Here is a 21,506-nt window from a genome sequence, read left to right as displayed (position 1 = left end):
ACAAGCCTTCATGGCATCACTTATAAAAATCCAGAATTGAAAAGCTCGGCTAACCTCTAGCCCAAAAAGGGCGAGGCCTAGCCGAGCTTTTCTTAATTGAAACTTAAACTAACAATATACGGATACAAAATCATTCCCAAAAGAACTATTGCAATAGTGTAGTAAATAACATTTATTACAGTCTTTAAATTGCTAATTTGATCAGGCTTCAGAGAATCGTTACTTTCTAAAACCTTAATTATACTTCTTTTAATAATGTAACCGGCTATTATTAAAAGAATATAAAACAGCGTAGATAATAAGCTTATTATTTGTATTGAATGCATTCTATAAACAGCCCCTTTTCGAATTTAAGTCTAATAAATTTCAGTAGTTAAAGTGTTAATATTTTGATTAACGGAACTTTTTATTCTTGCGCGAACACCCAATCCAACTGTAGGTCCATTTATCCAATCAACAGAACCAGATGTTTGGAAGTCATACGTAGCTAATCTAGTACTTCTTTGAGTTAGTTCTGCTGAATCAACTCCCATAATAAAGAAATAAGGTCCAGGAAGAACATAATCAATTAATCCGTCATCGGTATATAACTCAAATTCAGCATACTGTTGCCCAAATTCTCCTCTAACGGTAAACGAAGCAGTACCTGAAACTGGCACAGTTTGATAATCAACAATTTCACTCATGATAGATATACCATCATTAGCATTATCCAATTGTTCACTGTTTTTTGTAACGGTGTATGTAGCATCTTCACCATTTACAGAAACAGTTTCTTTGTAAGTATCTCCAACACGCATATCATCCGGTAATTGAATACCAGTATCATTTTTCTCTACAACGCTACTTTCAATTGCTGTATCGTCATATTCACTTGCTGAAGCTGTAGTTGCAAATCCACCAGCTAGTAATAAAAAAGCAATTGTTCCAACTAAGATTTTCTTGATTGACAAAAAAACACTTCCTTTTCTTTTATTTTATGACTATATAAACACCTTAACACAAATAAAATTGTATTCAAAAGATATACATACAAAATAGTCATAAAAATAAAACCTTAAGGGGACTTCCTCCCCTTAACAACCCCAGAGCCTCTTGCAACCAGAGTTGAAAAGCCCTGGTGCTGCAATGACTGTTAAAGCTTCAGGAAGTAAAGGCACAGGTCGTATTTTTGAGAAAACCACTCAAAAATCTCCACCTTTCCGCCTTGACGTCCTGATTTTTGCCATTGTGCATTTTCGTGCCGAAAGCTACACAGAGTTGACTGTCAACTGGGTAGCTCTCGGCTTTTTTAGTGTAATGGCAAAAAACGCTAGTTGAGCAGCTTTTAATTTTCAAGAGGATTTGATATAGTATAAAACATAGCCAGATGTAGAAGCTGACACCGTTCGCTGGGAACAGTAAAATCAGAAACTATTTAATATAAAAGAGTGGGCTAAATTTAGCCCACTCTTTTTTTATGCTTCAAAACCATTGGGCCGCAAGGCCTCAGAATTATGAAATTCATTCAGTTAAATAATATTTGGATTAATTGAAACATAAATATCGGCATGGAAGTCATCCGGTTTTCTAGTCTTTCTGTTTCTTCTATGCAACATCTTGATAAGACTCTTCTGTTCTTAATTTATATTGTAGAACATCTAACTTAAATTGAACAGAATAAGTTTTATGTGACTTTCTCTTTTTTAGACCTGATTCACCCATCGTTTCATAAACTTTAACCCATTTTCTAACAGTGCTTTTATCAGAAATTGAAAATTGATTAGCTAATGATTTATAACCTCCTTTGCCTGCTAAATAAGCAGTTACTACTTCTAATTTAAATTCAAAATTATATTTCACCATAAGAAACACCACACTAAAGGGTGTCTTTTTTTGTTGTTTTTTAAAGAAAAGCTAAGACCGGGATGTTTTTCTCGTGGGTTCATCGTGTGAATTGAACTACCCCCACCTAACATTCTCACGAATGTTTGAGGAAGGGGATTCCTTAAGGACACCCTAAGGGCGACCCATACTCGTTCAACTAAGCATAGGCTTTTCTACTCTCCAACCGCCGCAAACCTATTTTCTCAACATCTGTTAAAGCATGTTGGGGAAATAGTGTGTTCCAGGAACACAACTTGCTTTGGTCGAATCGTTCTGTCTGGTAGAACGCATGGGTTCTAACAAAAGACAGGGTACGCATCATATACGCCCATTGCGCCCAATGGTGTAGACCTTGTTTCTGCTCTGGAACAAGTGAATACAACATCGGTGGGAGTATTTCTTTAAAACCCATTGCCCGACGGGCAATGACATAAGCGGCTGCCATGTGAATGGACACACCGAGTCGCTTCATATATTTCATCTTGCCAATTTGACTGGTATAAGCAGGGTTAACAACGTAGACAGCCACCCCCATTTTTTCAGCTCTTGATTTGATCGCTTGGATCATCTTTTGATAAGCAAACTGACTCATTCGTCGATTAGCTTTTTTGTATTTATAGGGACGCGACACTTTGGACCGCGTCGTATCCAATCTTTCGATGGCGAGTGGTTTATGATGTTTAACGGCATAGTCAACGAGGGCAATAACCTCTGCTTCTATTATTTTCGTCGCCTGCCCACTGGTTTTACCCTCTAAATTAAACGGAAGGGTAAAGGCATCCACACATTGACCAATGTCGTTGACATTGGCGACAGCGAGATGATTCACATTCAAATCAACACCAACCATACCGGTCGACGTTGAGGTATTCAGGTAGGGTGTAGCCGGCACATCGATTAAGCATTTAACGATATAGTAGTCACCATGGTCCTCAAGCGACCATCCAATAGGCTTCCCGTACTTTTTCTTATCTTTCAGGTTCATTTGTGTCTGAATGGCATGGTTGACATGGTCTTGGCCATAAGGAAAAACAACGTCAGTGAGACGAATGACACATTGGTCGATCGCTTTGAAGGTAAGGGTATGCGTCTCTGGGTGATAATGAAAGACAAAGTTACCTGATTTAGCATCTTTCCGTCCCGAAATAGTCATCTTACCGTAACGCGCCGCTGCCCAATCTTTCTGCCAACGCTCTGGATGAGCGTGATAAGACTTTTGTGTTAACCGGCCACGGGCGAGTTTCTTACTCCCGAAACACACACCTGCCACTTTGCTTGTCAATTGTGTCTGTTCTTTTTCATATCGATCTTTCTTAAAGTTCAATTGGCCCAAGCGAGACTTTAGGTGTTTGATTTGAACATCAAGGTGTTGATGTTCAAAATCATAGGCGCAGTAAAATAAGCGTGTGGAATGCTTATATGTCACAACAAAAAAGGCCCCTTTTTGTTGTTCGCGTGACGTTTTATTGAACGTCGGTGTTCCTTTGACAAAAGAGGCTTTTATCTTTTGAAGTGTCGTCAAGCGCGCCTTCGTCGCTTTTATTTTTCTTTTAACGGCGTTGATTTGTTCTTTTTTATTACGCATGTACATGTTCTTCAATTCTTTTTGCGCGGATAGAAGGGCGCGTCCTTGTTGAACAGCACTGTTCGCATAATAATCATTTAATCCGTAACGTTGCTTTAACCGTTGATGGATGGAGACGGAACTTTTCGCTTTCGAGCCTCTAAGCTCCCGGACCTCCGTTTGATACCGAAAATGTTTGGCTTGATTAAACACCCGAAGGGTGTGAGTCATGGACATCACAAAATCAGGGTCGATTTTATGCTTATATAAGCGATTTGAAAAAATGGCCTTCATGCCCATGATACCCACCCTCCCTTGGTTTTGTGACGGTCACTGTTAGTGCTTTAATTATACCATGCGGAATATATGTTTGTCACTTCAAAAATATTCAAAACAAGCGATTCATCACCCACCTAGTGCTGACGCACTTGAGGAAGGTGTCTTCTCGCCCTAAAACGATAAAACAAAAATAAGAAATTCCATCTTTTTTACACAATTAATTTATCGGTTTGTAACCATGGCGGGCGTGATTTCATGTATAATAACAAATAAGAGGTGAGTGTATGGCAAAGTCAAAGACACGATTTGTCTGTCAAGAATGTGGATACGAAAGTGCAAAATGGATGGGGAAATGTCCAAGTTGTCAACAATGGAATACATTAGTTGAGGAAATGGTGGTCAAATCATCCCCGAAACATACCGGAATTGGCTCAAATACAAGTCAAAAACCAGAAAAAATCACCTCGATTGAAACAAGAGAAGAGACAAGGATATTAACCCAAATGCCTGAGTTTAACCGGGTGTTAGGTGGTGGGATTGTACCAGGATCGCTCGTTTTAATCGGTGGGGACCCGGGAATCGGAAAGTCCACCCTGCTCCTACAAATCTCGCAGCAACTCGCAGATAAAAAGGTGACGGTGTTATATATTTCGGGTGAGGAATCGACCCGACAAACGAAGTTAAGAGCCGATCGTCTTGGGGCGATGAGTGATGAGTTGTACGTATTATCTGAAACAAACTTAAATTTAATTAAAGCGCAGATTGAACAGCTATCACCAGATTTTATTGTGATTGATTCGATTCAAACAATCTTTAAAGATGAAGTCACGAGTGCACCTGGAAGTGTCTCTCAAGTAAGAGAGTGTACAAGTGAACTAATGCGGATTGCAAAAACAAAACATATCCCGATTTTTATTGTCGGTCACGTGACTAAAGAAGGGGCCATTGCTGGGCCGAGAATGCTTGAACATATGGTTGATGTTGTCTTGTACTTTGAAGGCGAACGCCACCACAGTTTTAGAATTTTACGCGGGGTTAAAAACCGCTTTGGTAGTACGAACGAAATGGGTATATTTGAAATGAAAGAAGAAGGTTTAAAGGAAGTCATGAACCCATCTGAAATCTTTTTAGAAGAACGATCAGAGGGTGTTGCCGGGTCGTGCGTGGTCGCTTCAATGGAAGGGACGCGCCCTGTGCTCGTTGAGATTCAATCCCTGATTTCACCAACCAGTTTCGGTAACCCACGCCGGATGGCAACCGGGATTGATCATAACCGGGTGCCGCTCTTAATGGCTGTTTTAGAAAAACGTGTGGGTCTCATGATGCAAAATCAAGATGCATATGTTAAAGTAGCGGGTGGTGTGAAATTAGATGAACCGGCGATTGATTTAGCTGTTGCGATTAGCATCGCCTCTAGCTTTAAAAATAAGCCGTGTCGTGCACATGATGTCTTAATTGGTGAAGTTGGCTTGACCGGAGAAATTCGCCGCGTATCACGGATGGAACAACGGATTCAAGAAGCAGCTAAACTCGGCTTTAAGCGAGCGATTATTCCAAAGCGTAATGTTGGTGATTTGGTAATTAAAGATGATATCGAAGTCATCGGTGTTGAGTCAATCCAACAAGCGTTAAAAGCGACACTAAATGAATAATTTTTTTAATGAAGACGTATGGTTTTTCTCATCTTGATGATTAAAATAGGAAAAAATGACCGCACTTGATGGGTCAAACAATTATGTATAAGGGGGTGAATGTGGTGCTAAAAAGATTTGTGCAATTGTTTATACTTGTCACTGGGGGAACGATTGGATTTTTATATTTTCCAGCGTTAGTAAATGCGGTTGAGTTTTTAAACGGCAGTTTTATTGACCGGGTGTATATTGCTCCGTATGTTGGTCTCGTGTTAGGCGCACTTATTTTATATTTATTATCTTTTTGGTTTGTTGACCACATCGTAGAATTTATTCAATGGTTAGAAGAGGTGCTGTTGAAAGCACCGTTAACAAATTTAATTTTTGGGAGTTTTGGATTAGTTTTCGGGTTAGTTATTGCTTATTTTATTTCCCAGCCGATTCAGGACTTTGATGTTCTCGTCATATCACAAGTCGGTCCGTTATTCTTGACGGCCTTACTCGGATATTTAGGGTTTCAAGTCGGATTTAGACGCCAATATGAATTTTTATTCTTAATCCAGAAAAAAGATAAGGACCAAAAAGCTGATAATACAGAGGAAGAAAATAAAAAGCCAAGTGTGAAACCCAAATTACTCGATACGTCCGTCATTATTGACGGTCGGATTGCGGATATTTGCCAGACAGCCTTTTTAGAAGGGACGCTGGTGATTCCGATGTTTGTGTTAGAGGAATTACAACATATTGCGGACTCATCTGATGCTTTAAAGCGTAACCGTGGGCGTCGTGGCTTAGATGTTTTAAATCGTCTGCAAAAAGAAATTGATGTTGACGTTGAAATGTATGACGGTGACTTTGAAGAGATTCAAGAAGTCGATAGTAAACTAGTGAAACTTGCTAAAGTGATGGACGGCATTGTCGTGACCAATGACTTTAACTTAAATAAAGTCTGTGAGTTTCAAAACGTGCCCGTCTTAAATATTAATGACTTAGCCAATGCGGTGAAGCCAGTTGTCTTACCAGGGGAAAAACTTGTTGTCCAAGTGATTAAGGACGGAAAAGAACAAAATCAAGGGGTGGCGTACTTAGATGACGGTACGATGATTGTTGTAGAAGAAGGACGTAATTACATCCATCAAACGATTGATGTTCTCATTACCAGTGTCTTACAAACATCAGCCGGCAGAATGATCTTTGCCAAGCCAAAGGCACTTGAAAAAGTTCAATAAAAAAGGTATAAAAATAAAGAAGAGTGAAGTGATAACGAGTGTTATCACTTTTTCTTCGTGACCTTAAAGAAGAGAAATCACGCATATTTAAGGCAAAACATATGAAAAAGTGATAAAATAAAAAAAGATATGTGGAAATACTGAAAGGGGAACATACAAAAATGACAAACGACGTGCGTGTACGTTATGCTCCAAGTCCAACCGGACACTTACACATTGGGAATGCAAGAACGGCACTATTTAATTACTTATTTACGAAAAATCAAGGCGGGAAATTTATTATTCGGACCGAAGACACGGACCAAAAACGTAATGTTGAAGGCGGCGAAGAAAGCCAATTAAACTACTTAAAGTGGTTAGGACTTACGTGGGATGAAGGGGCAGACATCGGTGGTGAGTATGGTCCTTATCGTCAAATGGAACGGTTAGATCTTTATGATAAATATGTAGCGGACTTACTGGATCGTGGTCTTGCTTATAAATGTTACATGACAGAAGAAGAGCTAGAAACAGAACGTGAAGCACAACGTGCAAACGGTGAAGTGCCTAAATATTCAGGCGCGCATCGTGACTTAACAGATGATCAAATCAAAGCCTTTGAAGCAGAAGGTCGTTCATACAGTATCCGTTTCCGCGTACCGGAAGAAACAACCTATACGTTCGACGATATGGTGCGTGGCGATATTACCTTCCAATCAAGTGACTTCGGCGATTGGGTTATCGTGAAAAAAGACGGTGTGCCGACGTATAACTTTGCGGTTGTGGTTGATGATCACTTAATGGCGATTTCTCACGTCTTACGTGGTGAAGAACATATTTCTAACACACCAAAACAAATGATGGTGTTTGAAGCGTTTGGCTGGACAGCTCCGCGTTACGGTCATATGACCTTGATTTTAAATGAAGACCGTAAAAAGTTATCCAAACGTGATCAACACATTTTACAGTTTATCGAACAATATAAAAACTTAGGCTACTTACCAGAAGCGATGTTTAATTTTATCGCCTTGCTTGGTTGGTCACCTGTAGGCGAAGAAGAGATCTTTACTCAAGAACAATTTATTGAGATGTTTGATGCGAAGCGTTTATCAACGTCACCAGCAATCTTTGATCCGGTGAAATTAAAGTGGATGAACAATCAGTATATTAAACAGCTATCAGCACAAGAAGTGATCGACCTTGCGATGCCACATCTTATTGCGGCAGGAAAGCTATCAGATGATATGACAGCAGATGAAAGAAACTGGGCAGAAGCGGTTATCTTACTGTATAAAGATCAATTAAGTTACGGGCAAGAAATTGTTGAACTCACAGAACTGTTCTTTCAAGAAGAAATCCATCACGGTGAAAAAGAAGAAGAGCTACTCTCAGGCGAGGATGTTTCAATCGTCCTTAGTCACTTCCTAACGGAACTTGTGGCGTTAGAATCATTTGAAGCAGCTGAAATTAAAGCAGCCATTAAGCATACCCAAAAAGCAACTGGCGTGAAAGGTAAAGGTCTATTTATGCCAATCCGTGTTGCGACAACTGGTCAAATGCATGGACCAGAATTACCACAAGCGATTGCTTTATTAGGGCTAGATGTTGTGTCTACCCGTTTACGTCAAGTGCTCCATCAAGATGTAGAAGAATAGATTATCAAAAGAATAAATAAAATCACGTAGATGAGGAATCAACAAGTAAACAAAGCGACGACTAGAGAACATCACCTAGGCTGGAAGTGATGGGTTGCTTTTGCTTGGTGTTGCCCCTCGGAGTCTTTAGTTGAACAGTAAAGTAGACTAGAGCGGTCAGGTTGACCGTTATCAACCAAAGCGTTTGGGGTTTAAAGCCTAAACAGAGTGGAACCACGCCAAAAAGCGTCTCTGTGCCTATTTGTCACAGTGGCGCTTTTTTTACTTTTAGGTTAGAAAAAGAGGTGAAGATTGGTGCATTTTTTTAAACAATTAAAAGAAGATGTGGATGTCATCTTTGACCAAGACCCAGCAGCGCGGTCTTATGTGGAAGTCATTTTAACATATGCCGGTCTCCATGCGGTTTGGTCACATCGGCTCGCACATGTTTTTTACCGGAAGAAGTTTTTCTTTATTGCGCGGGTTATCTCGCAAATCAGTCGGTTCTTTACCGGCGTGGAGATTCATCCTGGTGCTAAAATCGGTCGTCGGTTCTTTATTGACCACGGCATGGGTGTTGTGATTGGTGAGACGTGTGAGATTGGTGACAATGTCACCATCTATCAAGGGGTCACCTTAGGTGGAACAGGAAAAGAAAAAGGGAAACGGCACCCGACATTGAAAAATAATGTGTTAATCGCATCCGGAGCAAAAGTACTTGGTGCAATTATGATTGGTGAAGAGTCTAAAATTGGGGCAGGCTCAGTTGTGTTAAAAGATGTGCCTGATTATTCAACGGTCGTAGGGATCCCGGGACATGTCGTTATGCAAAATGGTAAGAAAATTAAACGTGACTTACAACACAACAAGTTACCTGACCCTGTAGATGACTGTCTGGAAGAATTAAAAGATGACGTCCGTCAGTTGAGACAAGAATTACAGGAACTAAAGGAGGCGAACAAATCATGACGATTCGATTATATAATACTTTAACCCGTCAAAAAGAAACCTTTGAACCAATTGAACCGGAACATGTCCGGATGTATGTCTGTGGCCCAACGGTATATAACTATATCCATATCGGTAATGCTAGACCAGCGATTGTCTTTGATACGGTTAGACGCTACTTAGAGTACCGCGGCTATCAAGTGACATATGTATTAAACTTTACCGATGTTGATGATAAAATCATTCGCGCCGCACAAGAAGTAGGGATGGATTTAAAACAATTAAGTGATCAATATATCGCTGCCTACCAAGAAGATGTGACTCGTCTAGGGGTAAAAGCAGCGACGGTGTATCCGCGCGTGACGGAGTCAATGGATGGAATCATTACGTTTATTCAGACGTTGATTGATAAGGGGTTTGCTTATGAATCTGAAGGTGATGTCTATTTTCGAGCACGTAAATTTGACGATTATGGTAAGCTTAGCCACCAATCACTCGATGATTTGCGGAGCGGAGCACGTGTAGAAGTAGACGAGCGAAAAGAAGACCCGATTGATTTTGCGTTATGGAAGAAAGCAAAGCCGAGTGAAGCATACTGGGAAAGCCCATTTGGACAAGGGCGTCCAGGATGGCACATCGAATGTTCAGCAATGGCAAAAGAGCACCTAGGTGAGACGATTGATATTCATGCGGGTGGACAAGACTTAACCTTCCCACACCATGAAAATGAAATCGCTCAGTCAGAAGCGTGCAATGGTCATCCGTTTAGCCATTACTGGATGCATAACGGCTATATTAATATTGATAATGAGAAAATGTCGAAATCGATTGGTAATGTTGTTTTGGCACGTGACTTGATTGATCAGTATTCAGGTGTGTTACTACGTTTCTTTATGCTGAGTGTGCATTACCGTAGTCCAATTAATTTTAGCCATGAGCTCATTAAGCAATCAGAACAAGGGCTGAAACGCATTGAGAATACAGTTAAAAGTTTAGTAGAGCGTTTAGATACAGCAACGTCTAAAGAGGCATCTGTGACACCGGATATTGCTGATTTGACCGTTAAGTTTGAACGGGCGATGGACGATGACTTTAATACTGCTAATGCGATAGCGGTGATTTTTGACGCGGTTAAAGTCATCAACACGTATTTGGCGAAGGCTGACGTTCGAACGTCAGATTTAGAAGCTTTCAGTCAGCTGTTGAATCGCTTCTTTGCTGTTTTAGGGTTAGATATTAAAGCAGAGAAAGAATTACTTGATGAGGAGATTGATCAATTATTAATTGAGCGAGAAGACGCACGGAAAAATCGGGACTTTAACCGGGCGGACGAGATTCGCGATCAATTAAAAGCTGAAAATATTATTCTAGAAGATACCGCTAACGGTACGCGTTGGCGTCGGGGTTAGGCGATGGAAAAAATACACGTTTTACAGATGAAAAGTTTAGCTCTTGCGTATATGGGGGATGTGGTCTACGAGTACTATGTCCGTGATTATCTCCTTCGTCAAGGTAAAGTCAACGTTAATAAGTTGCATAAATCAGCTGTCAGATTCGTTCAAGCGAAACAACAAGCGAAAGTCTTAAGGCAATGGCTTGATAACGAAGTACTTGATGAAGACGAACAAGGTGTTGTCAGACGTGGACGCAATGCCAAATCTGGCTCGGTACCGAAAAATACCGATGTGATGACGTACCGCTATTCAACGGCATTTGAAGCCTTACTCGGTTATCATTATTTTTTAGACAATCATGACCGATTGATGTGGTTAGTAGAAGCGGCCATTAACTATATAGAAAAAGGAAGTGAAACAACATGAATGATGAATGGATTATTGGAAAGAACCCCGTCACAGAAGCATTAAAAAGCGGACGGTCAATTAATAAGATATTTATTCAAGATCATTTGAATCCAAAAACAACCCAGCAATTAATGCGTTTAGCTAAAGAAGCGGGGATCATTGTTAAAAAAGTACCGAAGAAAAAATTAGATCAACTTGTTGAAGGTCAACACCAAGGGATTGTCGCAAGTGTGGCCGCGTATCGCTATTATGAATTAGATGATTTATTTAAGGTCGCAGAAGAACGCGCACAAGCGCCATTCTTTATGATCTTAGATGAAATTGAAGATCCACATAACTTAGGGTCGATTTTACGTACGGCTGATGCGGCAGGTTGTCATGGGGTTATTATTCCCAAGCGTAGAGCGGTTGGTTTAACCGCAACGGTTGCCAAAACGTCGGCAGGTGCGATTGAATATGTGCCGGTTGTTCGTGTAACAAATATTGCGAAAACGATTGATGAACTTAAAGACCGTAACGTATGGGTTGTTGGTACAGAAGCGGAAGCCGATAAAGATTACCGTGAATTAGAAGGTGATATGCCACTAGCGTTAGTAATTGGTAACGAAGGAAAAGGTATGAGCCGCTTAGTTAGAGAGAAGTGCGACTGGACAATTAAACTTGGGATGACAGGGGAAGTATCCTCACTTAATGCCTCGGTTGCGGCTAGTCTATTGATGTATGAAGTGTTTAGAAAAAGGAACCCCTTAGGTGATGGATAATGGATGTGTTACTGGTTGATGGTTATAACATTATTGGCGACTGGGAAGAACTCAGTCGTCTTAGGGATAAGGACCTTAGTCAAGCACGGAAATTGTTGATTGAAAAGATGGCCGAGTATAAAGCGTATCGGGGGTACCGGGTCATTGTGGTATTCGATGCTTATGAAGTAAAAGGATTAGGTTCAAACGAGGACCAATTTGGTGTTGAAGTGATTTATACGAAAGAAAAAGAAACCGCCGATGAATGTATTGAACGGTTAGTAAAATCATTAAAAAACGTTAAAACAAAAGTGTACGTGGCAACGTCAGACTATGCTGAACAACGTACCATTTTTCAGCAAGGGGCGTATCGCAAGAGTGCGCGTGAGTTGAAGTTAGAAGTGGGGCACATTCAACGGGAAATTTTAGCGGATTTAGAAGATTATCAGAATAAACAGTCGTCGCGTAATCCTATCATTGACCCTGAGACTTGGGCGGCATTAGAGAAAATGCGCCGCGGGAAAGATTGAACTAAGAGTTGACGCGTAGGAAACGCTTACAGTATAATATTTCTATTATGTGTTTATTGCAGGAGGGAATGCTTTTGAGCGAGGTCCACCACACATTTAACAGTCAACAAGGTGCTTACAAACGGATGGATGACGTCGGTTTAATTGATGCTGTTCAACAGGGGGATTCAACTGCTTTAGACTTTTTAATTCGAAAATATCGGGGCTTTGTTAGAGCAAAAGCGAGTACCTATTTCCTTGTGGGTGCTGATTATGATGATTTGATTCAAGAAGGTATGATTGGTTTATATAAAGCGATTCGTGATTATAAACAAGATAAAGAAGCGTCATTTAAGGCGTTTGCAGATATCTGTGTCACCCGGCAAATTATTACGGCGATTAAGTCGGCGACACGAATGAAACACGGTCCGCTTAACTCCTATGTCTCGCTAGATAAACCGATGTTTGATGAAGATTCTGAGCGGACGTTAATCGATATTATCGCCAATGAGCAAGACATGATTGACCCGGAAGCTTTGTTAATCAGTCGGGAGCGTTATCAAGTAGTGGAAGAAAAACTAGGAGCGGTCTTGAGTGAATTAGAGCTCGAAGTGTTACTGCTTTATTTAGATGGACGGAGCTATCAAGAAATCTCAGAATTGCTCAATCGTCATGTGAAAGCAATCGATAATGCGTTGCAGCGGATTAAGAAAAAATTCGAACGTCATTTAGAGGATGTCGTGATTTTGTTGTGATACAATAAATTGCGTTAAGAACGTTGACACATAGGGGTGAAGGTGCTACATTAGGTAGGATAGTAATCTATCTAGAGGGTGAACAAGATGAAAAAGAAAATTGTACTCGCTTGTACAGAATGCCTGAGTCGAAATTACCACTCAGATAAACATACACAAGAAGCAGAACGATTAGAACTAAAAAAGTTCTGTAAAAAGTGTAATAAACACACCGTACATCGTGAAACGAAGTAACGAACTGTACAAAGATTAATTCAACCGAGTTTGGAGGAACTATTAGTGAAGATTGTATCGTTTTTTAAAGATGTTTCACGCGAAATGAAAAAGGTATCTTGGCCAAGAGGTAAAGAGTTAACGAATTCAACCATAACAGTTATAGCGACAGTTACATTCATCGCGCTATTCTTTGTCGTTATTGATTTAGGAATTAGCCAAATATTAAATCTGTTTTTTGAGTAGAAACTGGTCTTTTATGTTATACTAGGAATATCGTTAAGCAAGATGTATGTTGACCTGTCAAAAACCCGTCCACTTTATGCGGGTTTTTTAAATTGGGGAAAAATAAGTCTGTCAAGACATGTCAACCATTGAAGTCGTTATGTTTAAGATGAAACAAAGAATAAGTAAAATAACAAAAGGAGGGAAAATGATGGAAAAACAGTGGTATGTTGTTCACACGTATTCGGGGTATGAAAATAAAGTGAAAACAAACTTAGAAAAACGTTTAGCATCGATGGGGATGGAGGATAAAATTTTCCGTATTCTTGTACCTGAAGATGAAGAGACTGAAGTCAAAGATGGCAAGAAAAAAGTTGCGATGAAAAAAGTCTTTCCTGGCTATGTTTTAGCTGAGATGGTTATGACGGATGATTCTTGGTATGTCGTTAGAAATACACCAGGTGTGACGGGGTTTGTTGGCTCAACAGGTTCAGGGTCAAAACCAACACCGTTACTACCCGAAGAAGCAGAAACGATTCTAAAACGTATGGGTATGAAAGAAACTGTCATTGAAATTGATTTTAATGAGGGTGACCAAGTGACAGTGACCGACGGTTCATTTGAAGGCCGCGAGGCTGTTGTGCAAGAACTTGATATGGATCATCAGAAGGCAAAAGTACTTGTTGATCTTTTCGGTCGTGAAACGCCAGTTGAGTTAGATTTCAAACAAATTAAACACATGGATTAAGATATTTATTAATTTTTATTCGCTCGACCCTTGCATTATTTTGATGGGCATGATAAAATTCTAATGTTCTTATATGCCTCGAGTATAAGGTTAGATAGAATATGAAATTGAGTGGGAGGGGTCAAACCCTGTGACCACATCACGGACTTAAGGAGGTGTGTCTCGTGGCTAAAAAAGTAATCAAAGTAGTAAAACTTCAAATTCCAGCGGGCAAAGCAAACCCAGCACCACCAGTTGGACCAGCATTAGGTCAAGCAGGTGTTAACATTATGGGATTCTGTAAAGAATTCAACGCTCGTACGCAAGAGCAAGCTGGATTGATTATTCCGGTAGAAATTACGGTATTTGAAGACCGTTCATTTACATTCATCACAAAAACTCCGCCGGCTGCTGTATTGCTCAAAAAAGCAGCGGGTATCGAAACTGCATCAGGTGAACCAAACCGCAACAAAGTTGCAACGTTGAAGCGCGATCAAGTAAAAGAAATCGCTGAAACAAAAATGCCTGATTTAAACGCAGCTGATGTTGAAGCAGCAATGCGTATGGTTGAAGGTACTGCACGTAGTATGGGTATCGTTATCGAAGACTAATATACGTGTGTTGATTTGTGAAGAAGGTTGCGTTTATGGCACTAGTCATTTCGCAACCTTTTTGTAGGCAGATAAGCTAGGAGGCGTAGTCAACTAGTGCTTGCGCATTTTGCGTGAGGTCCGCTTTTTTAAGTGGGAGGTTAAACCGTTAAAACCACATTCAAGGAGGAAATGAAAATGGCTAAAAAATCAAAGAAACAACAAGCGGCTTTGGAAACAGTAGAACGTACAAAATTGTATGATGTAGAAGAAGCGCTTAAATTAGTTAAAGAAAATGCAACAGCTAACTTCGACGAAACAGTTGAAGCAGCATTCCGCTTAGGAGTCGATCCTAAGAAAGCTGACCAACAAATCCGTAGTGCGATGGTACTTCCGCACGGAACAGGTAAAACTCAAACTGTTTTAGTATTTGCTAAAGGTGATAAAGCGAAAGAAGCTGAAGCAGCTGGTGCAGATTACGTAGGTGAACAAGATCTTATCAATAAAATCAACCAAGGATGGTTTGACTTCGACGTGATCGTTGCAACGCCAGACATGATGGCTGAAGTTGGTAAACTTGGTCGTGTCTTAGGGCCTAAAGGTCTTATGCCAAACCCTAAAACAGGTACAGTAACATTTGATGTTGAAAAAGCTGTTAACGAAATTAAAGCAGGTAAAGTTGAATACCGTGTGGATCGTCAATCAAACGTACACGTACCAATTGGTAAAGCGTCATTTGATTTAGAGAAACTCATTGAGAACTTTAACGCACTTGCTAACACAATCGTGAAAGCAAAACCACAATCTTCTAAAGGTATTTACATGAAGAACGTGTCAGTAACATCAACAATGGGTCCTGGTGTTAAAATCGACTCAACAAAATTTGCAAAATAATACTTGACTTATGTTGGTTGTTTCGTTATAATCAACAAGGTTAAAATAATACGTTATACCGTAGACAGCAGGGGCGTTATGCTTAATCAGCCTGCCGAGGTGTTGAATAAAGAGAACGCTGTTCTCTTATCTATTCACGCAATTTCCCCTCACGTCTACTTTCGGCGTGAGGTTTTTTATTGATTTCAATAAAAGGACGCGGATCGGTATGATGTTTAATTCTGGTAGGAGGTGGAACAATGTCAAAAGTTATCGAGAAAAAGAAACAGGTTGTTTCTGAAATCGCAACAAAACTTCGTGAAAGTGAATCAACAATCTTAGTTGATTACCGTGGTCTTGATGTAGCGGAAGTTACTGAACTACGTAAACAACTACGTGAAGCTGGCGTGGAATTCAAAGTGTACAAAAACACTATGTCTCGTCGTGCGGCTGAAGAAGCTGAACTTTCAGAATTAAATGAAGTGTTAGTAGGACCTACTGCGATCGCCTTCAGTAATGAAGATGTCGTAGCACCAGCCAAAGTATTAAACAACTTTGCGAAAGATCATGAAGCGTTGGAGATCAAAGGTGGCGTCATTCAAGGTAATGTTGCTTCTGTTGATCAGATCAAAGAACTTGCGGACTTACCAAGTTACGAAGGTCTACTTTCAATGGTACTCAGCGTACTACAAGCACCAATGCGCAACTTCGCTTACGCAACAAAAGCTGTTGCCGAGCAAAAAGAAGAACAAGGTGCCTAAGTGCATCGTAGCCTAAATCGGGCTTAAAAAACTAAAACTATTCTAGGAGGAAACAAATATGTCTCACGAACAAATTATCGAAGCAATCAAAGAAATGACTGTTCTTGAATTAAACGATTTAGTTAAAGCAATTGAAGAAGAATTCGGTGTAACTGCAGCTGCTCCTGTAGCGGCAGCGGGTGCTGCAGGTGGCGAAGCTGCTGAAGAGCAAACTGAATTTGACGTAGTATTAGAAAGCGCTGGCGCTTCTAAGATTAAAGTTGTTAAAGCAGTACGCGAAATCACTGGTCTTGGTCTTAAAGATGCTAAAGACTTAGTAGATAACGCTCCTGGCGCTATCAAAGAAGGCATTGCTAAAGAAGAAGCTGAAGAAATGAAAGCTAAACTTGAAGAAGCAGGCGCATCTGTAGAATTAAAATAGTCTTTTGACTATCTGAAGTAATAATGGCTCGTCTTTATAGACGGGCTTTTATTTTTCGTTTAAATCATCGATTGCCCCTCTCAGTATGACTGCAACTAAAGTTAACCACAAAAAAAGCAGGTGATCACGTGTCAGAACAATACTTTACACATAATCCCCAAATAAAAAGCGACCGTAAAACATGGACATTCATGTTAAAGGGTCACCGATTTACGTTCACAAGTGATACAGGAGTTTTTTCAAAAAATGAAGTGGATTTCGGTTCAAGAACATTGATTGATGCGTTTGAGGCGCCGGGAATTGAAGGGGATTATCTTGATTTAGGGTGTGGATATGGGCCGATAGGGTTGAGTTTGGCTAAAGCTGATCGAACAAGAATCTGTCATTTGGTTGATGTGAATGAACGTGCGATTGCTTTAGCGAAAGAAAATGCCCGAGTGAACCAAGTTGAGAATGTGAAAATTTATTCGAGCGATCGTTTTGAAAATGTGAATCAAGCCTTCGCGGCCATTTTGACTAATCCGCCGATCCGAGCAGGGAAACAAACGGTGCATCTCATGTTAGAAGAAAGTTTTGCTCACTTGTTGCCAGGTGGCACGCTGTGGGTTGTGATTCAAAAGAAACAAGGGGCGCCCTCAGCGATAAAAAAACTAGAAGCGTTCTCTCGAGAGGTCGATATTGTCTTAAAAAATAAGGGGTATTATATTCTTCGGGCAGTTAAAAATGATGAATAAGCAGTAAAAAAATTGACTATTGGTTCCTATTGTGATAATATAGAAAAATGCCAATAGCACGTTTTTCATGTTCAAGCAACTATTTTTGAGCGTGAATAGATGTGTATGATGTATATGTAGCGTAGATATGGAGTTTAAGAGAGGACAAGGATTAACCATCGTTGATGAAAGCAGTCAAGAACTAATCCTTATTTTTATATGCTCAGAAATCTACCAGTTATATCGTCGCTAAACAGCGTTTGTTGATTCGTGGCTTAAGTCGCCAACAAGCGGTGTTTACTATAAATATTTAACGGATGGACGTTCTGTTTTGTTCCGAACGTATTATCTGACTTAAATTATACCGATTTCATTCTATAAGTCAATAGTTGACAGTTAGGTGAGTTTGCGGTATAGGGGCTTAACAAAATTTTTCTTGATTAAGCTTTTTTGTTTTTTATTCTTGATTTGAGGGGTGAAGCAGTTGACAGGTCAACTAGTTCAGTATGGACGACACCGCCAGCGCAGAAGCTACGCACGAATTCATGAGGTACTTGAATTACCGAATTTAATTGAGATTCAAACAGCTTCTTACCAATGGTTCTTAGACGAAGGTTTACGAGAAATGTTTAAAGATATTTCTCCAATTGAAGATTTCCAAGGGAATCTATCGCTTGAGTTTGTCGATTATAATTTGGGTGAACCAAAATATTCTGTCGATGAATCAAAAGAGCGAGATGTGACGTATAATGCGCCACTTCGGGTAAAAGTCCGATTATTAAATAACGAGACAGGTGAAGTAAAAGAGCAAGAAGTCTTTATGGGTGATTTCCCACTCATGACAGACACGGGAACATTTATTGTTAACGGTGCGGAACGTGTTATCGTTTCTCAGCTTGTTCGATCACCAAGTGTATACTACCACGCTAAAATTGATAAGAATGGTAAACGTGGCTATGGTGCAACGGTTATTCCTAACCGTGGGGCATGGCTTGAGTTTGAAACGGATGCAAAAGATGTTGTACATGTTCGTATCGACCGTACCCGTAAATTACCGATTACTGTTCTATTACGCGCATTAGGCTTCGGTACAGATCAAGATATTATTGATTTGATCGGAGATAATGAATATTTACGTAATACGTTAGAAAAAGATAACACAGAGACAACAGAAAAAGCTTTACTTGAAATTTATGAGCGTCTACGCCCGGGCGAGCCGCCAACAGTAGAGAATGCAAAAAGTTTACTTGTGTCACGCTTCTTCGATCCAAAACGCTATGATTTAGCGCACGTTGGTCGTTATAAGATGAACAAGAAACTCCATATTAAAAACCGTCTCTTTAATCAAGTGTTAGCCGAAACAATTGCAGATCCTGAAACAGGCGAAATTATCGCTGAAAAAGGTGCAACAATTGATCGGCGTTTGCTTAATAAATTATTACCATTACTTGAGCGCGAAGAAGATCGCTTAGGTGATATGTATGTCACGCCAGATGAAGGTGTTATTGACCAAGATGTACGCTTACAACAAATTAAGATTGTTGACCCAACGGACCCAGAAGGAGAACGTACGTTAAACGTCATCGGTAATGCGATTGTTCCAGACGACGTGAAACATATTGCGCCAGCAGATATTTTAGCTGCGGTTAACTACTTCTTTAATATCTTGCATACTGTTGGTTCAACAGATGATATTGACCACTTAGGTAACCGTCGTTTGCGTAATGTTGGGGAATTGTTACAAAATCAATTCCGAATCGGTTTATCACGAATGGAACGTGTGGTACGTGAAAGAATGTCAATCCAAGACACATCAGCGATTACGCCGCAACAATTGATTAATATCCGTCCGGTTATTGCGTCAATTAAAGAGTTCTTTGGTAGCTCACAGTTATCTCAGTTTATGGATCAAACGAATCCACTTGCTGAATTAACACATAAGCGTCGTTTATCAGCCTTAGGGCCAGGTGGTTTGACAAGAGAGCGTGCCGGATTTGAAGTGCGTGACGTTCACTACTCTCACTACGGGCGTATGTGTCCGATTGAAACGCCAGAGGGGCCAAACATTGGCTTGATTAACTCGTTGTCATCATTTGCGAAAGTAAATAAATTTGGTTTTATCGAAACACCTTACCGCCGTGTTGATACAGAAACTGGTAAAGTGACCGAAGAATATGATTATTTAACCGCTGATGAAGAAGATAACTATGTTGTTGCTCAGGCAAATGCACGTCTTGGCGAAGATGGAAGCTTCTTAGATGAAGAAGTTATCTCTCGCTTCCGTGGGGAGAACAAAAGTGTTATCCGTGAAAAAATTGATTACATGGATGTCTCGCCTAAGCAGGTAGTGTCAGCGGCGACCGCTTGTATTCCATTCTTGGAAAACGATGACTCAAACCGTGCGCTCATGGGTGCCAACATGCAACGTCAGGCTGTTCCACTTATTCAACCGCGCTCACCAATTGTCGGTACAGGTATGGAATACGTATCTGGTAAAGACTCTGGTGCTGCTGTTGTTGCACGTTACGAAGGGATTGTGGAACGTGTTGAAGCGAAAGAAGTGCGCGTGAGACGCATTTCAATTGTAGATGGACAAGAAGTTAAAGGCGATGTTGATCGCTACAAACTACAAAAATTCATTCGTTCTAATCAAGGAACGTGCTATAACCAACGTCCAATCGTCAGTGTTGGTGACCGTGTGACAAAGGGTGAAATCCTAGCGGATGGTCCTTCTATGGAAGACGGTGAATTAGCACTCGGTCAAAACGTGCTCGTTGCGTTTATGACATGGGACGGTTACAACTATGAGGATGCAATCATCATGAGTGAGCGCCTCGTAAAAGATGATGTTTACACGTCAATTCATATTGAAGAATATGAATCAGAAGCACGTGATACCAAACTTGGACCTGAAGAGATTACGCGTGACATTCCTAACGTCGGTGAAGATGCCCTACGTGATTTAGATGAGCGCGGGATTATTCGCGTTGGTGCTGAAGTAGAAGATGGCGACTTACTTGTTGGAAAAGTAACACCAAAAGGTGTGACAGAACTTTCAGCAGAAGAACGTCTCTTACATGCGATCTTCGGTGAAAAAGCGCGTGAAGTACGTGATACATCCTTACGTGTACCACACGGTGCCGGCGGTATTGTTCTTGACGTAAAAATCTTTAACCGTGAAGATGGCGATGAGTTACCACCGGGTGTGAACCAGTTGGTACGTGCTTACATCGTTCAAAAGCGTAAGATTCACGAAGGTGATAAGATGGCGGGTCGTCACGGTAACAAAGGTGTTATTTCTCGTATTTTACCTGAAGAAGATATGCCTTACTTACCAGACGGGACACCGGTTGATATCATGCTTAACCCGTTAGGGGTACCATCACGTATGAATATCGGACAGGTATTAGAGTTACACCTTGGTATGGCGGCACGTCAATTAGGTATCCATGTTGCAACACCAGTATTTGATGGGGCAACAGAGGAAGATGTTTGGGAGACAATCGAAGAATCTGGTATGTCGCGTGATGCGAAAACGATTCTTTATGATGGTCGTTCAGGTGAGGCCTTTGATAACCGTGTATCTGTAGGGGTCATGTATATGATCAAACTTGCGCACATGGTTGATGATAAGTTACACGCGCGTTCAACCGGTCCTTACTCACTTGTTACACAACAACCACTCGGTGGTAAAGCGCAGTTCGGTGGACAGCGTTTTGGTGAGATGGAGGTATGGGCCCTTGAAGCGTACGGTGCTGCTTACACATTACAAGAGATTCTAACCGTAAAATCAGATGACGTTGTTGGTCGTGTGAAAACTTATGAATCAATTGTGAAGGGTGAAAACATCCCTGAACCAGGTATTCCTGAATCATTTAAAGTATTGATTAAAGAATTACAGAGTTTAGGTATGGATGTGAAGATGTTATCAGCAGATGAAGAAGAAATTGAATTACGTGATATTGAAGATGAGGACGATACCTCACAAGAACAATTTAATTTAGAACTTGAAGGAAAGTAAGGTTGTTTAGATACTGTTTAATGGCC

22 protein-coding genes and 1 other annotated feature are annotated in these 21,506 nt (G+C 40.5%); of the genes, 19 read left to right on the top strand and 3 right to left on the bottom strand.

Translation table 11 applies throughout. The features are described from left to right. Positions 1 to 356: 356 nt before the first annotated feature. On the bottom strand, positions 357 to 953 hold the full coding sequence (locus BM098_RS06775) for a hypothetical protein (RefSeq protein ID WP_089831717.1): 597 nt from the start codon (positions 951 to 953) through the stop codon (positions 357 to 359). A 142-nt stretch (positions 954 to 1,095) separates the two neighbouring features. On the opposite strand from BM098_RS06775, the gene BM098_RS13690 reads away from it, so the two are divergent. Further along, positions 1,096 to 1,320, top strand: a complete 225-nt coding sequence (locus BM098_RS13690) for a hypothetical protein (RefSeq protein WP_089831715.1) — start codon at positions 1,096 to 1,098, stop codon at positions 1,318 to 1,320. A gap of 267 nt (positions 1,321 to 1,587) precedes the next feature. Here BM098_RS13690 and BM098_RS06765 read toward each other — a convergent pair whose 3' ends face one another. Both BM098_RS06765 and BM098_RS13570 read right to left on the bottom strand, forming a co-directional pair. Then, positions 1,588 to 1,845, bottom strand: a complete 258-nt coding sequence (locus BM098_RS06765; protein WP_089831713.1) for a helix-turn-helix domain-containing protein — start codon at positions 1,843 to 1,845, stop codon at positions 1,588 to 1,590. A gap of 178 nt (positions 1,846 to 2,023) precedes the next feature. Continuing rightward, positions 2,024 to 3,730 carry an IS200/IS605 family accessory protein TnpB-related protein gene (locus BM098_RS13570; RefSeq protein WP_200795836.1) on the bottom strand — a complete coding sequence of 569 codons (1,707 nt, stop codon included), beginning with the start codon at positions 3,728 to 3,730 and terminating at the stop codon, positions 2,024 to 2,026. Between the two features lie 263 nt (positions 3,731 to 3,993). Between BM098_RS13570 and radA the strand changes: the two genes are divergently transcribed. The 18 genes from radA (at position 3,994) to rpoB (ending at position 21,480) form a co-directional block, all read left to right on the top strand. After that, positions 3,994 to 5,361 carry a DNA repair protein RadA gene (radA, locus tag BM098_RS06755; protein WP_089831711.1) on the top strand — a complete coding sequence of 456 codons (1,368 nt, stop codon included), beginning with the start codon at positions 3,994 to 3,996 and terminating at the stop codon, positions 5,359 to 5,361. Between the two features lie 104 nt (positions 5,362 to 5,465). After that, positions 5,466 to 6,569 carry a PIN/TRAM domain-containing protein gene (locus tag BM098_RS06750; RefSeq protein ID WP_089831709.1) on the top strand — a complete coding sequence of 368 codons (1,104 nt, stop codon included), beginning with the start codon at positions 5,466 to 5,468 and terminating at the stop codon, positions 6,567 to 6,569. Between the two features lie 161 nt (positions 6,570 to 6,730). Further along, complete coding sequence (gltX, locus tag BM098_RS06745; protein WP_089831707.1) at positions 6,731 to 8,203, top strand: glutamate--tRNA ligase; 1,473 nt, start codon at positions 6,731 to 6,733, stop codon at positions 8,201 to 8,203. A 294-nt stretch (positions 8,204 to 8,497) separates the two neighbouring features. Beyond that, positions 8,498 to 9,151 carry a serine O-acetyltransferase gene (gene cysE, locus BM098_RS06740; protein ID WP_089831705.1) on the top strand — a complete coding sequence of 218 codons (654 nt, stop codon included), beginning with the start codon at positions 8,498 to 8,500 and terminating at the stop codon, positions 9,149 to 9,151. Then, positions 9,148 to 10,539: a cysteine--tRNA ligase gene (gene cysS / locus BM098_RS06735; protein ID WP_089831703.1), complete on the top strand. Its 1,392-nt coding sequence runs from the start codon at positions 9,148 to 9,150 to the stop codon at positions 10,537 to 10,539. The genes cysE and cysS overlap by 4 nt, the downstream gene beginning before the upstream one ends. 3 nt (positions 10,540 to 10,542) lie before the next feature. Further along, complete coding sequence (locus BM098_RS06730; protein WP_089831701.1) at positions 10,543 to 10,950, top strand: Mini-ribonuclease 3; 408 nt, start codon at positions 10,543 to 10,545, stop codon at positions 10,948 to 10,950. After that, positions 10,947 to 11,693, top strand: coding sequence for a 23S rRNA (guanosine(2251)-2'-O)-methyltransferase RlmB (gene rlmB, locus BM098_RS06725; RefSeq protein ID WP_089831699.1), 747 nt, complete (start codon positions 10,947 to 10,949; stop codon positions 11,691 to 11,693). The genes BM098_RS06730 and rlmB overlap by 4 nt, the downstream gene beginning before the upstream one ends. Then, positions 11,693 to 12,202 (top strand): NYN domain-containing protein, encoded by a 510-nt coding sequence (locus BM098_RS06720; protein WP_089831697.1) that lies wholly within the window; start codon positions 11,693 to 11,695, stop codon positions 12,200 to 12,202. Before rlmB ends, BM098_RS06720 begins: the two co-directional genes overlap by 1 nt. Before the next feature lie 68 nt (positions 12,203 to 12,270). After that, a complete protein-coding gene (gene sigH / locus BM098_RS06715; protein ID WP_089831695.1) occupies positions 12,271 to 12,936 on the top strand; it encodes an RNA polymerase sporulation sigma factor SigH in 666 nt (221 codons plus the stop codon). Positions 12,937 to 13,023: 87 nt separating this feature from the next. Then, complete coding sequence (gene rpmG, locus BM098_RS06710; RefSeq protein WP_082394497.1) at positions 13,024 to 13,170, top strand: 50S ribosomal protein L33; 147 nt, start codon at positions 13,024 to 13,026, stop codon at positions 13,168 to 13,170. Positions 13,171 to 13,215: 45 nt separating this feature from the next. Continuing rightward, a complete protein-coding gene (gene secE, locus BM098_RS06705) occupies positions 13,216 to 13,395 on the top strand; it encodes a preprotein translocase subunit SecE (protein WP_089831693.1) in 180 nt (59 codons plus the stop codon). 190 nt (positions 13,396 to 13,585) lie between these two features. Continuing rightward, entirely contained in the window at positions 13,586 to 14,122 is a 537-nt protein-coding gene (gene nusG / locus BM098_RS06700) for a transcription termination/antitermination protein NusG (protein WP_089831691.1), read from the top strand. A 164-nt stretch (positions 14,123 to 14,286) separates the two neighbouring features. Next, positions 14,287 to 14,712 (top strand): 50S ribosomal protein L11, encoded by a 426-nt coding sequence (gene rplK / locus BM098_RS06695; protein ID WP_062321740.1) that lies wholly within the window; start codon positions 14,287 to 14,289, stop codon positions 14,710 to 14,712. Positions 14,713 to 14,889: 177 nt separating this feature from the next. Continuing rightward, positions 14,890 to 15,585: a 50S ribosomal protein L1 gene (gene rplA, locus BM098_RS06690; RefSeq protein WP_089831689.1), complete on the top strand. Its 696-nt coding sequence runs from the start codon at positions 14,890 to 14,892 to the stop codon at positions 15,583 to 15,585. Positions 15,586 to 15,625: 40 nt separating this feature from the next. Continuing rightward, positions 15,626 to 15,773: a sequence feature (ribosomal protein L10 leader region), on the top strand. A gap of 51 nt (positions 15,774 to 15,824) precedes the next feature. Next, positions 15,825 to 16,325: a 50S ribosomal protein L10 gene (gene rplJ, locus BM098_RS06685; protein ID WP_089831687.1), complete on the top strand. Its 501-nt coding sequence runs from the start codon at positions 15,825 to 15,827 to the stop codon at positions 16,323 to 16,325. Between the two features lie 58 nt (positions 16,326 to 16,383). Further along, a complete protein-coding gene (gene rplL, locus BM098_RS06680) occupies positions 16,384 to 16,746 on the top strand; it encodes a 50S ribosomal protein L7/L12 (RefSeq protein WP_089831685.1) in 363 nt (120 codons plus the stop codon). A gap of 128 nt (positions 16,747 to 16,874) precedes the next feature. After that, positions 16,875 to 17,480 carry a class I SAM-dependent methyltransferase gene (locus BM098_RS06675; protein WP_089831683.1) on the top strand — a complete coding sequence of 202 codons (606 nt, stop codon included), beginning with the start codon at positions 16,875 to 16,877 and terminating at the stop codon, positions 17,478 to 17,480. A 463-nt stretch (positions 17,481 to 17,943) separates the two neighbouring features. Further along, the gene (gene rpoB, locus BM098_RS06670; protein ID WP_089831681.1) at positions 17,944 to 21,480 is read left to right on the top strand and encodes a DNA-directed RNA polymerase subunit beta; all 3,537 of its coding nucleotides are present in this window, start codon (positions 17,944 to 17,946) and stop codon (positions 21,478 to 21,480) included. Positions 21,481 to 21,506 lie beyond the last annotated feature (26 nt).

The sequence above is a fragment of the Halolactibacillus halophilus genome (genome assembly GCF_900115605.1).
GTDB lineage: Bacteria > Bacillota > Bacilli > Bacillales > Amphibacillaceae > Halolactibacillus > Halolactibacillus halophilus.
This window is presented reverse-complemented; position numbering and strand designations above follow the sequence as displayed.